The organism is Vampirovibrio chlorellavorus, from assembly GCF_003149375.1.
In the GTDB taxonomy this organism is placed as follows: Bacteria; Cyanobacteriota; Vampirovibrionia; order Vampirovibrionales; family Vampirovibrionaceae; genus Vampirovibrio; species Vampirovibrio chlorellavorus_B.
The window spans coordinates 72,787-86,606 of sequence record NZ_QFWH01000001.1 but is presented as its reverse complement, the minus strand read 5'-3'; the positions used below and the strand labels follow the sequence as shown (position 1 = coordinate 86,606).

Here is a 13,820-nt window from a genome sequence, read left to right as displayed (position 1 = left end):
TGAATGAGCGCTATTAATTTTCTATCTTGAGGAACGTTTAACCGAGATAATAGCTTTAAAAAGCTGCTGTATTTTTGCACCCTTCTAAAGGGGAATCAATCATGTCAACGCTGCCGCCTTGGTATCAGCCACCCTATACTTATCCACAACCCACTTATCCCTTGCCGCTAACAGCACAAAAGCCGGCTTTGGCTGCCTCAAAGCCTGTTCACCCTGTTTTTAATAAAGATCCGCTTCAGCCCATCCCACTTAAAGAGGCATCCATCTTGGCGTTTGCCGGTGGGGCTTTATTTGGTGTAGGTAAATGCCAGTTAGCTTTAATTACTGGCAAAAACGCTATGAGTCATGCAAAAGCACTTTTGCTGAGCCCAATTTCAGCCTTTGCAGGAATGCTTTTTATTTCCATGCCTATCTTACAATGCGTTGCACTCTGGAATTTTTTGCTTGAGCGGAAAAGACGTAAAGCACTCGGTCTTCCTCCCGCCCCATTATGGCCAAAGTCATCTGATTTTAAGGAGGGTTGCCGAGCCTACTGGGCAGGCATTAAAAGCCTCGTTTCATCCAGTGCGACTTCGCAGTAGGATATTCACACTTTCCCCCTGAACCCCTGAACAGTAAGGAACGCCATGCCAGCCACTAGCATTCAGACCATGCAAGCCATCCAAAAGGCCGCCCCGGAAAAAGGCTTTAAAGTCGCCACTGTGGATAAACCCCAACCCGGCCCCAAAGAGGTGTTGATCAAGGTGAGTCTGGCTTCCGTGTGTGGGACCGACTTCCACATTACGGAATGGGATGAGTGGAGCGCCAACCGCATCCAAACCCCGTTGGTGTATGGGCACGAGTTCTGCGGGGTGATTGAAAGCGTGGGCGACAAAGTCCACGGACTCAAGCCGGGCGATTACGTCTCCGCGGAAATGCACCTGCCTTGTGGTCACTGCTTGCAATGCCAGCAAGGGCACAAGCACATTTGCGAGAACGTGAAGATCTTCGGCATCGATTTGCCGGGCTGTTTTGCCGAGTACATCGCCATTCCGGCCAAGCAGGTGGTTAAACTGCCCAGCTCTATCAAGCCGGAATATGGCGCTTTGCTGGATTCCTTGGGGAACTCCGTGCATGCCGTGTCCAAGGCCGATGTGTCCGGGAAAACGGTGCATGTGGTGGGTTGCGGGCCGCTGGGCCTGTTTGCCATCGTGGTGGCCAAAGCCATGGGAGCCCTCAAGGTTTTCGCTTCCGATGTGTCCCCCTTCCGCCTGGAACTGGCCGAAAAGGCCGGGGCCGATGCCGTGTTGGCCGCCGATAAGGTCAATGTGGCGGAAGAACTTAAACAAAAAACCGGCGGCAGCGGGGTGGATGTGGTGCTAGAAATGTCCGGCAGCCCCATCGCCATAAACGGGGCGCTGGAAAGCCTGCGCTTGGGTGGTACCGTGGTGCTGATGGGGATTCCCAAAGGTAAGGTGGAGCTGGATATCAGCAAGGACATTATTTTCAAGGAAGCCAAAGTGGTGGGGGTCAATGGCCGCCAGATTTTCCAAACCTGGTTACTCATGCTGGATCTGATGGAAGCGGGCAAGCTGGATCTGGACTTTATTATCACCCACCAACTGCCCATGAGCGAGTTTGGCCAAGCCATGGAACTGATTCGCCAGGGCGTCAGCGGCAAGATCCTGCTGAAACCCTGATAAAAGCCCATTGGGGCTATGCTACAGTAAGAATAGGGCCAAACAGCCCATAAGATTTACCCAGAGGATTGCCCCATGACTGCCAGCACTGAAAAAAAATCACATCGTCTGGACTTTTTGAAAGATGAAATCCAGCGCCTGAAAGACGAACATTTATACCAGGCCCTGCAACCGTTTGAAGGGCCGCAGGATGCCGAACTTTCCATGAACGGACGGCAAATCCTCAATTTCTCCTCCAACAACTATCTGGGCTTGGCCAATCACCCCAAGCTGATTGAAGCGGCCATCCAGGCCACCCGAGAACTGGGCGTGGGCGCGGGTGCGGTGCGCACCATCATCGGCACCATGGGCATTCACGAGCAACTGGAAGAAAAGTTGGCCCGCTTCAAGCACTGCGAAGCAACGTTGGTGCTGCAATCCGGATTTACGGCCAACATGGCGGCCATTCCCCCCATTATGGGCGAAGGCGATGTTATTATCAGCGATGCCCTGAACCATGCCAGTATCATTGATGCCGTGCGCCTCAGCCGTGGGGCCAGCAAGGATATTTACGCCCACAGCGACATGAACGCCCTGGAAAGCGTGCTTAAAAAGCACAAAACCGCCCGCCGCAGGCTGATCGTCACCGATGGCGTGTTTTCCATGGACGGGGACATCGCCAAATTGCCGGACATTGTGTCGTTGGCCGAGCAGTATAACGCCATCGTCATGGTGGATGACGCCCATGGCAGCGGTGTCTTGGGCAGTCATGGCCGAGGTACCGTGGATCACTTTGGCCTGCACGATCAGGTGGATATTGTGGTGGGCACCATGTCCAAGGCGCTGGGCTCGATGGGTGGCTACGTGGCCAGCACCCAGGCCATGCGAGAGATCATGGTCAACAAGGCCCGCCCGCTGCTGTTCAGCACCCCGCATCCGCCGTCGGTGGTAGCGGCTTGTCTGGCGGCCATTGAACTTTTGGAGGCCGATGACGCCCTGATTCAGAAGCTGTGGTTCAACACCCGCTATTTCAAAGCGGGCATGAAGTCCATTGGCTTGCCCATTGATAGTGAAACCCCGCTTTGCCCGGTGATTGTGGGCACCAGCGAAAAGGCCCAGAAGCTCAGCCAGCGCTTGTTGGAAGAGGGCATTTATGGTCGGGCCATTGTATTCCCCACCGTGGCCGCCGATAAAGCCCGGGTGCGGGTTATCATCAACGCCTGCCACACTCAGGCCCATCTGGACCGGTGTATTGAGGCCTTTGAAAAAATCGGGAAAGAACTGGGTCTGCTCCAGCGTTAGTCCTGAAAAACTGCCAGTTCATGCCATCTTTACAATATGTTAGAATTGCTGAACTAGGCGTGTGTAACCGCTTTCATTCCGGGAGACAGCGGGGAGTTTTTTCAGCGTGGAAAAGCAGGAATTGCCCAAAAATGAAGCCAGGCCGGTCAGCAAGCGGCTGGCCGCCAAATGGAACCAGTTTTGCAGTCACTTGTCCCAGCGGGTGGATCAGTGCGCCAACGGCATTTTGCATGCTGAAAAAGTGCAGATGGGCAAAAAGCCCCACGGCTCTAAACTGGCCAAAACCAAGCTGGCCACCCCGGAAGAAGAAATTCGGCGACTGGTCAGCTCCGCCGCCTCATTGGCCGATGTGTGGGAATTTTTCCTCAAGCGCCTGAAAAGCGGGACGCCCATCGACTTTCTGTGCTTTTCCATCAAGGATGAACGGGGAGAGTTTATTCAGGTCCGCTTTATTCATACCGGAGTCACCTCCAGACAGAGCGAGCCGCCCCGCATTTCCACCGCCGACACCAGTAATCATCTGGTGCAGGCCTACAATCTAAAAGATACCACCTTTTCCCCCTACCTCAAGTCGCTGGGCGCCGATATTCTGTCCCATACGCCCTGGGCGGCAGCGGATGCCGAGCCTGGCACCAACAGTTTTAACCTGTTCAGCGTGCCCTTCATCGCCGGGGGCGAGGCCATTGCCATGCTCACCCTGGGTTTTAAGGAAATGGACGCCTTCTCGCAGGCCAAGCTGTCCTATGTGTACACCCTGCGGGACCAAATCGCCCAGCTCATCTGGAACCTCATCCTGCAGGACCGTATGAAAAGCCAGACGCAGGTGGATAGCCTGACCGGCCTGATGAATTACAGCTATTTTCAGGGCGTTTTAGAACGGGAAATGAGCAAGGCCGAATCCAATCAGGGCTCGGTTTCTATCATGATTCTGGACATCAACAACATCGAGGATATCAACCAGACGTTGGGCCATCAGGCGGGCGACGAGGCCATTTGCCATCTGGCCTCCACCGTCAGAAGGCTGAGTCGGGGTCTGGATACCATTGCCCGCTATGGCGGGGATGAAGTGGTGGTCATTCTGCCGGAAACCGGCCCAAAAGCCGCCGATGAAATCGCCCATCGTTTTTTGGAAGGGCTCAAAATCCGCCTGCCCGAGCAGCTCCGACATTTGTCCATCAGTATCGGGCACGCCACTTACCCGGATGACACCAAAACCCGGGAGAAACTGCTCAAACTGGCTGAACAGGCTTTACATCTGGCCAAGTTCAAGGGCAATAAAGCCGGAGAATCCGCCTGCATTGCCTGCGGAGAGATTGATCAGCTCAACGACAAGACGGTGATTGAGGTCTTTGCCTCGCAGGTGGCCCGCAAGTACGACAATATTCACGTGCCCAGCGTCTACCAGGAACTGGTCAACCACATCGAGAAAAAGACCCCCAGCAAAGCCCAGACCGATGACCTGATGCTGGAAACCATCACTTCGCTGGCCGGGGCCCTGGAGGCCAAGGATCGCTACACCCGGGGGCACTCTCAAGCGGTGGCCAACTATGCTGTGGCCTTGGCCCATGCCTTAAAAATGACCCCCACCGAGGTGGAGGAAATTCGGGCGGCGGCCTTCCTGCATGACATCGGTAAAATCGGCATTCCCGAGGATATTTTGTGCAAGGACGGCCCGCTGAATGAAAAAGAGTGGGAAATCATGAAACAGCACCCGGTCATCGGGGCCCAGCAGATTTTATACCCGGTGGCTTCTCTTCGACCCATCATCCCGGCGGTGGAATGTCACCACGAAAACTGGGACGGCAGCGGCCATCCCCACGGGCATAAAGGCGAAAAAATTCCGGTGGGGGCCCGCATTGTGTCTATTGTGGACGCTTTCCATGCCCTGACCTCCGATCGGCCCTACCGTAAGGCCATGCAAGTGGCCAATGCCCGTAAAATTCTGGAAGCGGGGGCCGGTACCAAGTGGGACCCCGGTCTGCTGGAAGCGTTTTTCAATATGTTCACCATCGCCACCCCCAAGGCCCCGGAGGAAAGCAGCACTTCGGTCAGTCCCATTTTACCGGTGCAACTGACCCTGAAAAGCGCCATCGCAAATTGACTTTGGCCGGGTGTTTTCCTTAAAATAAAAAGCCTTGCCATGTACGGAATGTACCCATCATCATCGCATTATCGGCAACCATCTAACAAAGGGAGCGCTTTACCGCATGACCACCATTACCCAGATCGCCTGCGATCTCAACGAAAAAGTAACCAACCGCTATGCGCTGGTGCTGGAAATTGCCGAACTGGGCAAGCGCCTGCTGGAAGACAATCGGGACAAACTGGGCCACGATCCCTTTTCCAAAGCGTCCACCTCTTCCGAGAAGGTGATTTACCAGGCCTTGATCATGAAGTCCAGCGAGATTGATATCGGCGACGGCTTGATCGGCTAAATCAGCTTTCAAAGTTTCTGAAATAACGGCTTTCGGGCCGTTATTTTGTTTTGGAATCATCCAAAGACAGAGACGATTGAGGTCTGATGCGTTTCTGTTGCTTTCTTTTTCGCCCGGCCTTCTCTTCCGCGAGGAGAATGGTCGGATGAATATGAGGCTACTCACATTAAAGTCCAGCTGGTATAATAGGCTCAAGAAAAAACGGAATGATTTAATCCAATTAAAGGTTTCTTGAGGCAAGAAAGAGGGATACGCTTTTAACCAGTTGGTCCGCCTGCGCCTGCTGTCGCATGGCTTGGGAATGGGCCGATGATTGGGGTAAGAACGACATTTACACACGATCCAATTGGGTAAACTCCCACAGTGAACAGAGGAGAACAAGTGGCTATGAACCGGCCCATGAAAAAGTATGTTGAAAAATTTGAGGCCCTGGATCTCACCGCAGGACTGTATCAAACCCGCTCACTCAAACGCCAGCGCTATAAGCAAAAAGATTTTATCGAGTATTTGGACGCCTACGACACCCTGAATTTTGAGTCTGAGCTGGGCTGGCCCGAAGCCGGGCAAGCCGAATGGGAAAATCGGGCCTGAGCTGACTCAACGCCAAATTTCACGGAGTGTGGTGCAACCTCATTCAAAGGGAGCTTGTGAACAGGCTCCCTTTGGTTTTTGATAGGCATAATCAATCTGTATAAATGGCTTTAGAGACGGCATGAAGAAAACCATACGCAGCTTTCTGGGCAGTTTTCTGGATACAGTCGGGCAGTACAACCGTATTGTGTCCGATTACTTGCGTGCCGTGGAGTCCTCCCCTGACCATGGCATGGCCTATGTGAACTGGGGTGTGGATTTGGCCCAGAACGGCCAGCTGGAAGAAGCGCTGGCCAAATTCAAGCAGGCCAGCGAGATTGCCCCCAATCGCTACGAGCCTTACCTGAACTGGGGGGTGGCTCTGGCCAAGCTGAACCGGCTGGATGAGGCCATTGAACAGTTTAAATGCTGCATTGAAAAAGATCCCGGACAGGTCAACCCCTACATGCTTTGGGGGGCGGTTCTCATGACTCAGGGGAAGGTTGAAGAGGCCTGCCAGTTGTACGAGAAGGCCATTGCCTTGAACCCCGGAAATCCGGAACCCCACGTGAACTGGGGCATTGCTTTGGCCCGGCAGGGCAATTACCGGGAGGCCATCAAGCATTTCAGGCAGGCCTTGGCCATCTCTGGCCATCAGCCCCAGGTTTATTTTTTATGGGGAGCCATTTTGGCCGAGCTTCAGGACTATCAGGGGGCCATCGAAAAATTCAGGATTACCTTGCGCTTTCTGCCCAAGCACGCCGAGGCCTTTTACTTCTGGAGCGTGGCCCTGAACCGGTTGGGACGCTATGAAGAGGCCCTGAGCAAATCCCGCAGGGCGATTGAACTGGGTTGGGAGAAGGCGGAGGCCTACCTGAACCAGGGCGATATTCTGGCCAATTTAAAGCGGCCGGATGTGGCCATTGAGAACTACAAGCAGGCCACCCTCCTCAACCCGGAACTCCCGGAAGCCTATCTAAGCTGGGGGATTGCCCTGTGCCAGCAAGGGCACTATGAGGAAGGTTTTCAGCAATTTGCCCACTGCCATGCCCTGCAGGCGGATTTTCCGGGACTGGAATCCGAATGGGGACAACAGCTATTGGAGTGTGGCCAGTTTGAAGCGGCCTTGCCGCATTTGAACAAGGCGTTTGCCCAAGAGCCGGACAACCTGACCCTGATTATGAATCTGGCCCTGGCCCTGATCAAAACCGGCCGCTCCGAAGAGGCCATTCCGCACCTGAAGGCCATTGAGCAACGGGATCAGTGGAACCCGCAAGCCCATTATTTGCTGGGCACCTATTACATGGGGCTGGAAGACTGGCTCAAAGCCAAAGCGCACTTACAAAAAGCCCTGATGGAGAAGCCCGACCTCGATGATGCCGCTGTCAATCTGGCGCTGGTGCTGTGCGAACAGGGGGAAACGCTGGAGGCCGTGCGGCAGATGCGTCCCATCATCCGCCGTAAGCCGGAGTCGGCCCAAATTAACTTTTTTTACGGCTTGGTCTTGTACCGCCACGGCGATCTCAAGGACGCCCTGAACAAGTACCGCAAAACCCTGCAACTGGAGCCCGAACACCGGAGCGCCAGGGTGGCCATGGCGGAAACCCTGATGCAATTGGGCGAATCCGGCGAGGCTCAGGACTTTCTGCTTCAGGTGTTGCGGCAGGAGCCACAGAACGTACCCGCCCTTTACCTGCTGGGTTTGTGCCACATGCGGCTGGCTGAGGCGCTCAGCGCTTCGACAGAGAGGCAAGTGCAATGGCAAGCCGCTCAAGCCACCTTCCATAGCCTGCTGGGGATAGTTCCCGGACATTTGGAGGCCCAGGTCAATCTGGCCCTGCTGGCGGGCTTGCTGGACTCCGTAGAGGCCTTGAACAGCGGGTTTGGCCTGTTGCTCAACGACGCCTCCCCGGCAGAGAGTGCCCTGATTTGTTATTACTGGAGTGAAGCCCTGCGCCAAGTGGGAGAAGTCGAGGCCGCCACCGAGAAATTGGCTCAGGCCAAGGCCCTGAATCCTGACATTGAAACCCTCATGCAAAGTGTTGCCTTATAGCAGGCATGCTTCCATTATAATGACATTCATATCAACTGTTGTTTGGAGAGACATTCATCATGAACGCTCGTATTAACGCCTTAAAGTCCGCATTAAAAGCCCGCAACGCCGTTAAAGTCATTGCCGGCATCGCTAACCTGGATTTGGACCATGTCCTGCAAGTGGTTCGGTCCGCTGAAGCCGCTGGCGCCGTGGCTGTGGACGTGGCTGCTCACCCTGAAATCGTGAAAGCCGCCAAAGAGGCCACCCAAGCTGCCGTGTTCGCCTCCAGCGTAGAGCCTGCCGCGCTGGCTGCCGCCGTTGCCGCCGGTGCCGATGTGGCCGAATTGGGCAACTTCGATGCCCTCTACGATCAAGGCCTGTTCCTCAGCGCCGATGAAGTGCTGGAACTGGCTCAGCAAACCGTGTCTGCCGTTCAGGGTCAAGCGCTGGTGTCCATCACCATTCCCGGTCACCTGACCGTGGAAAGCCAAGTACGCTTGGCTGCTCAACTGGAAGCCCTGGGTGTGGATATCATTCAAACCGAAGGCGCGAGCCGCGTTCTGGCCGCTGAGCCCACTGTAAAATCCATGAGTCAGCAAGAAAAAGAAGCCATCACCCTGCGCAACACCCGTGCTTTGTCAAAAGCCACCCGCTTGCCCATCATGACCGCCAGCGGCATTACCGCTGACAATGTGGCTGCCGCTCTGGAAGCCGGTGCCAGTGCCGTAGGCGTGGGTAGCTTTGTGAATAAAGCCCAAACCGAAGCGGAGATGGTGGAGCGCTGCCAGGCCGTGGTGGCCGCTAGCGCCCACACAATCAGCGTGGCCTGCTAGGCTTTCTGCATTATCCGGAACCGCCGGATCTCAAAAACTGCCTGCTGGTCGGGCAGTTTTTGCGTTTTTGAGGAAAAGTCAGGCTGTTTTGTGAATTAGCCAGCAGTCTAATAAAAATCCGTCCGTTGTTAGACCAGTGGGGGGCTGTTTTGCTATAATTGTCTGGCGAAAGTTAAACAAAACGAACTACTCAATTCTCCAGCTTTACCAACAAACACACCTACTACTACACTATGTCATCTCCTCTAAACTGGTAAGGCTGTTTTTCTTTAGGGGCAATCTAGTCCGAGCCGTTGCCTCTAAAAAAAGACATTTTGAGCGTTAGGAAACCCGTGGTAGCCTACTTCAGAACCGATGGTGTTCTCTGATCTCCGGATTCAGGGCTTTGGTGAAGGGTGTTGACCAGAGCGGGCGATGGTCCGGCCAGCACTGCTGGCCCCGTGAGGGCGGCACCGGATAATCTGCGGGTTTGTATTGCGGAGCGCTTGTCCTAAAATAAACCGAATGATTACCACAGAAGTCAGTACCCAATTTACCGAACTGCTCACCAGCAGTGGACTCCAGCATGTGGCCATTATTATGGATGGCAATCGCCGCTGGGCCAAACAGCGGCACTTACCCACGCTGGTGGGTCACAAGAAAGGCGTGGACGCTTTGAGGACGCTGGTTCGCTTTGGTTCGGATCATGGGCTGAAAGCGCTGACTGTCTATGCCTTTTCCACGGAAAACTGGCGGCGCAGCACCGAGGAAGTGGGCTATTTGCTGCGCTTGTTTGTGGAAGCCCTGTCCAAAGAGCTGGCCGAACTGCACCGTAACAACGTGCAAATTCGCTTTATCGGGGATATTTCAGCCTTTCCCCCGGATTTGTACAACCTGATTCAGTCCGCCCACGAGCAAACTGCCCACAACACGGGCCTGAAATTCCAGATTGCCGCCAATTACGGCGGACGCCATGAGTTGGCTCAGGCCATGCAACAATTGGCTCAGGAGGTGCAGGAGGGTCAATTGTCCCCCACAGACATTACGGAAGCCCATATTGACGCCAAACTTTACACCCACGGGCTGCCCGATCTGGATTTGCTTATCCGCACCGGCGGGGATTCCCGCATTAGCAACTATTTGCTGTGGCAAAGCGCCTATGCCGAATTCTATGTCACCGACCTGCTGTGGCCGGATTTCAGTCCGCAGGCTTTTGAGCGGGCTGTGGAAGTTTTTGCCCGGCGGGAACGGCGCTACGGTCAGTAATCGTTAAACCGTATCGCTCTGGCAATCGCTATAGACGGATTTAAGCGACCTCGACCACCAGTTCCACTTCCACGGCGGCGTTTTTTGGCAAGCTGGCCACGCCCACGGCAGAACGCACATGTTTTCCGGCTTCGCCGAAATACGCAACCAGCAAGTCAGAAGCGGCATTCATCACCTGGGGTTGCTCATAAAAGTTGGGGGCGCTGCTCACAAAGCCGGTCAGCTTCACAATGCGCTTGACCCGATCCAGACTGCCCAGGGCATGCCGAAGCAGGCTCAGGGCGTTTAAAATACACAATCTGGCCGCTTCCTGGCCTTCCGCAACGCTGACATCCCAGCTGCCCACCGCGCCCGTCACGGCAACCTGACCCTCTTTCATGGGCAATACACCGGAGGTGTGGACTAAATTACCCACCTGTACCGTGGCCACATAGCTTCCAATGGGCAAGGGGGGTGGGGGTAAAAGGGCCTCCAGTTCAGACCGCTGGTCTGCTGATTGGGTGGGAGGAGAAACCGTATCCTGGGTCATGGCAAAAGTCTTTCTCAATTGAAGCGGCGCCTTTTCACAAGCCACCGGGCTATATTAAATTCATGCGGGGATGCCCTGCAAGCTGAAAGGGGTTTTTAGCGCCAGCATCCAGCACAAGAGTATAGGCTAAAAGTCGCTGAATGTCCTCATGGCACTGCTGAAAGAAGGCATCCGTCCGGGCGTTGTGCAAGCCAGCCATCTCCAGGGCCCATAGCTCAAAAAACGGATCGCCGGTCTGCAGCAAGCAGGCTGATCGGCCTGAAATTTTGCTTTCCTGCCTGTTTTCCTGCTTCATTTCTGGCCATTGCTGCATGCGGAACTGTCACCTCAACACGCTTACCGGGGGAGCCCAATCATTCCAAAGCGATGCCGAACCAAATCACCCGCCTGCGATTCGCACCCAGGCGGTCAAACGGGTTGTCTTCTTTAAAATAAAACCCGACTCCCCGAGTGGATTGAGTCCCGGTGGTTTGGTGAATGGGGGCAACGCTGCTCAGTAGGAGGGGATTCTGCATCCTTTTACCGTCTGCTAGAAAACTTCGGAGATACGGAGGCCCTCAGGCGGATATTGATTTCGCACAGAAACGTTACAAGTTTGCCGTGACAGGCCTGCCGCCCGATACCCGGCTTGGCCTCTACTCGGCCAATAAATCCTCAAAGGTGCATTCCAGCAGGCGGCACAACCGAACCAGGGTCAAAAATCGAGGGTAAGCCCGTCCCTGATTCCAGTACATGACCGTTTGATGATCCACATCCAGCCTGTCGGCCACTTTGCGCATGTTCCAGCCTTTTTTACGATACGCCACTTCCGCAATCAACAATCGCATCCCGTACAACCCTCACAATCCTGAAAACCGAAGATAAACCCTACAGAGACCCTTCATTTTGGATTAAAATAAGTAAAGTTTAGCTGCATTTAAGCGCCCGCCTTGCCTCTGGTCTCATCGTGTCGATACAACTGAACCAATAATATCATTTTTGAAAGATGAGCGATCATAAATGAAATTTACGATTTTTTTAGCGGTGGTGCCCTCTGTCCGGAGAAGGATTCTGTTTTAGCATGAAACCGTCAGAGAAGAGACTGGGTCTGGCTATCCAGCTGTTGTTAATGAGAAGCGGTCTGCAAATTGAGGAGTTGGCCCAGCAGATGGGCATTACCGGCGATGCGCTTTCCAATTTGATCCATGGGCGCCGTCGATTTAAGGATGACACTCTGGTCAAGCTGGCAAACACGCCCGCCCTGCAGGAAGAAGGCCTCCTGCTCAGCCAGCTAAGAGCCCTGCGAGCGGTTGATGAGTATAAGTTTGAAGAGCTGATACTGGCTTTGGTGGAGTATATTCGACAGGGTGAAATTGAGCGGCTCCCTAAAGATTTTTTTCAGAACCTTCAGGCCAGCATGGAGCGGGACGGGGTTCCCCCAAGCCTTGCAAGTAAGCGGCATGCGCTGTTTTCACTAATTCAAGAAGACCCTTTATAAACTCCTGACTATCCATTGCCAAGTTACCTCTTCCGCATTGTACTTTAGGGCCGGGACGCCTGAACGACCGCTGCTTGCAGGTATTACCCCAAATCGATTTCCCAAAATCCGTTTCATCTTTCAGCGCACTAGGCTCTCAGCGGCTATCCCGGCACTCACTTCTCTCTTTATACCGAAAACAAATGCTTAACAAAGCAGGTAAATATTCGGTTTTCACACAAAACCGAAGTTTTGAGTTCCATATCTTCGGTTTTACGGCAGGGGCGTCTTAAGGGAGGGCGTTTAGTTCAGGCCAGAGGATCTTCTGCCCTGTTCGGTTCGATAGCATGACCGGCTTGATTTTATCTACCCAAAAAAGACACCAGGGCACGGCGCCAATTTTTAACCCGACAACGATCTCGTGACGCTATCCGGCGATTTCATTCGGTGATTCTACGCGGGGTTTGACCAAGACGGCCCGTGAGTTACATGCAAAATTTGAACATGGCCCAAAACACGGAAACGGAATACAGGGTCATGGCCACACCACGGACCGGACTACCTTCCGGAATGACCACCAGCAACAGAATGCCAGCGATGAAAAAGAGGGTGAACATAATCATCAGGCGTTCTTGCGAGAATTTTTTACGAGGCGCGGCAGGCTTGGATTTTTCCAGTTTCGGCGATTGTGAGGTCATAACAAACTCCATCCTGATTGGTGGCGTTTTGTGGAACCGTATCAGTTTAGCACAAGCCCATCAAACCCCTAAGGCAGCGGTCACGTTCCCCAAAATTTTTCGACGTAACCGTAACATGTCCTTGCCGTACAGCCTTTCCAGTTCAGGCTGTAAATTGCTTTCAATATCCAGCAGGAAAATATCGTGGACAATCAACTCTTTAATCACCAGCACGATGCCGGGGTTCCGGGTCACCACCGCCTGAGGGGGACGATCCGCCTGGGAAACGGTTCCCACCAGGCCCTCCTTGTCATCCACGGAGAGAATCATCCAGCGCCCACCCAACGATTGTTCGATACTGCAAGCCAGTCCGTGCTGATAGACCTCCAGGCCTTCCAGCTCGCAGTAGTCGTAACCGACCAGACGCACATCCACCCCTCGGTCTTTGGCGGCCAACAAGGCCGCATGCAAGACGGCAGCGTCATCTTTCCAGAATTCCATAAATATAGAGCGCTTGGCGCTGTTAATCATGTCCAGGGCGTACTTGAAAATGGACTCCTGCCCACGCATGTTGATGACGGGCTCTACGGTTTCCTCGGCAATACTGGGTAAGGCCTGCCGCAGGTAATCGATTGAACCCTGAAACGACTTTTCCCATCGATCCAGCAGTTCTTCCGGACGGATGGGCATGTAGGTCACCGGCTTTCCGCCAATGGCCACCACTGCGTTGGCGGATTCCAGCGCTTTTAAGGTATCGTAAGCCCGGGCCTGCGGGACGCCAGACTCTTTGCTGACCTCGTACCCCGTGGCGGGGTGCTGCTTGAGCAGTGCCAGATAGACTTTTGCTTCGTAGGTATTGAAACCCAGCTCTTTTAATTTGTCTATCAGGCTGTCTGACACCGTTAAAACCCTCGAAAACCCATATACCGCCAGGAGACCACCATTGGCGCACTGATCTTTAACACTGCTGATTGTAGCATGTGACTTTGTTCACCTTTGGTCATCCTGATTCTTCTAAGGATATAACGATAGAAACAATTGATGAAGCTCATGTTGCTATCTCGTCACAATCGCAAGCTG

The 13,820-nt window shown here is 53.9% G+C and carries 15 protein-coding genes; 10 read left to right on the top strand and 5 right to left on the bottom strand.

Annotated elements, in window-relative coordinates; genetic code table 11:
- Positions 1-101 precede the first annotated feature (101 nt).
- The 9 genes from DF283_RS00410 (at position 102) to DF283_RS00370 (ending at position 10,078) form a co-directional block, all read left to right on the top strand.
- The gene (locus DF283_RS00410; RefSeq protein ID WP_303672608.1) at positions 102-581 is read left to right on the top strand and encodes a hypothetical protein; all 480 of its coding nucleotides are present in this window, start codon (positions 102-104) and stop codon (positions 579-581) included.
- 45 nt (positions 582-626) lie between these two features.
- Positions 627-1,679: an L-threonine 3-dehydrogenase gene (gene tdh, locus DF283_RS00405; protein ID WP_303672607.1), complete on the top strand. Its 1,053-nt coding sequence runs from the start codon at positions 627-629 to the stop codon at positions 1,677-1,679.
- A 75-nt stretch (positions 1,680-1,754) separates the two neighbouring features.
- Positions 1,755-2,960, top strand: coding sequence for a glycine C-acetyltransferase (locus tag DF283_RS00400; RefSeq protein ID WP_303672606.1), 1,206 nt, complete (start codon positions 1,755-1,757; stop codon positions 2,958-2,960).
- A gap of 106 nt (positions 2,961-3,066) precedes the next feature.
- On the top strand, positions 3,067-5,061 hold the full coding sequence (locus tag DF283_RS00395) for a bifunctional diguanylate cyclase/phosphohydrolase (protein WP_303672605.1): 1,995 nt from the start codon (positions 3,067-3,069) through the stop codon (positions 5,059-5,061).
- Between the two features lie 106 nt (positions 5,062-5,167).
- On the top strand, positions 5,168-5,395 hold the full coding sequence (locus DF283_RS00390; protein WP_303672604.1) for a hypothetical protein: 228 nt from the start codon (positions 5,168-5,170) through the stop codon (positions 5,393-5,395).
- A 399-nt stretch (positions 5,396-5,794) separates the two neighbouring features.
- Complete coding sequence (locus tag DF283_RS00385; protein WP_303672603.1) at positions 5,795-5,986, top strand: hypothetical protein; 192 nt, start codon at positions 5,795-5,797, stop codon at positions 5,984-5,986.
- Between the two features lie 121 nt (positions 5,987-6,107).
- Positions 6,108-8,018, top strand: coding sequence for a tetratricopeptide repeat protein (locus DF283_RS00380; protein WP_303672602.1), 1,911 nt, complete (start codon positions 6,108-6,110; stop codon positions 8,016-8,018).
- 59 nt (positions 8,019-8,077) lie between these two features.
- Complete coding sequence (locus DF283_RS00375) at positions 8,078-8,833, top strand: DUF561 domain-containing protein (RefSeq protein WP_303672601.1); 756 nt, start codon at positions 8,078-8,080, stop codon at positions 8,831-8,833.
- A gap of 504 nt (positions 8,834-9,337) precedes the next feature.
- Positions 9,338-10,078: an isoprenyl transferase gene (locus DF283_RS00370; protein WP_303672600.1), complete on the top strand. Its 741-nt coding sequence runs from the start codon at positions 9,338-9,340 to the stop codon at positions 10,076-10,078.
- A gap of 40 nt (positions 10,079-10,118) precedes the next feature.
- On the opposite strand, the gene DF283_RS00365 is transcribed toward DF283_RS00370, so the two are convergent.
- The 3 genes from DF283_RS00365 to DF283_RS00355 form a co-directional block, all read right to left on the bottom strand.
- On the bottom strand, positions 10,119-10,625 hold the full coding sequence (locus DF283_RS00365; RefSeq protein ID WP_303672599.1) for a RidA family protein: 507 nt from the start codon (positions 10,623-10,625) through the stop codon (positions 10,119-10,121).
- A gap of 31 nt (positions 10,626-10,656) precedes the next feature.
- A complete protein-coding gene (locus DF283_RS00360; protein WP_303672598.1) occupies positions 10,657-10,920 on the bottom strand; it encodes a hypothetical protein in 264 nt (87 codons plus the stop codon).
- Positions 10,921-11,242: 322 nt separating this feature from the next.
- Positions 11,243-11,434: a helix-turn-helix transcriptional regulator gene (locus DF283_RS00355; protein WP_303672597.1), complete on the bottom strand. Its 192-nt coding sequence runs from the start codon at positions 11,432-11,434 to the stop codon at positions 11,243-11,245.
- Positions 11,435-11,667: 233 nt separating this feature from the next.
- On the opposite strand from DF283_RS00355, the gene DF283_RS00350 reads away from it, so the two are divergent.
- Positions 11,668-12,084: a helix-turn-helix domain-containing protein gene (locus tag DF283_RS00350; protein WP_303672596.1), complete on the top strand. Its 417-nt coding sequence runs from the start codon at positions 11,668-11,670 to the stop codon at positions 12,082-12,084.
- A 464-nt stretch (positions 12,085-12,548) separates the two neighbouring features.
- On the opposite strand, the gene DF283_RS00345 is transcribed toward DF283_RS00350, so the two are convergent.
- Entirely contained in the window at positions 12,549-12,761 is a 213-nt protein-coding gene (locus DF283_RS00345) for a hypothetical protein (protein ID WP_303672595.1), read from the bottom strand.
- A 60-nt stretch (positions 12,762-12,821) separates the two neighbouring features.
- Positions 12,822-13,640 (bottom strand): TrmB family transcriptional regulator, encoded by an 819-nt coding sequence (locus DF283_RS00340; RefSeq protein ID WP_303672594.1) that lies wholly within the window; start codon positions 13,638-13,640, stop codon positions 12,822-12,824.
- Positions 13,641-13,820: the final 180 nt, after the last annotated feature.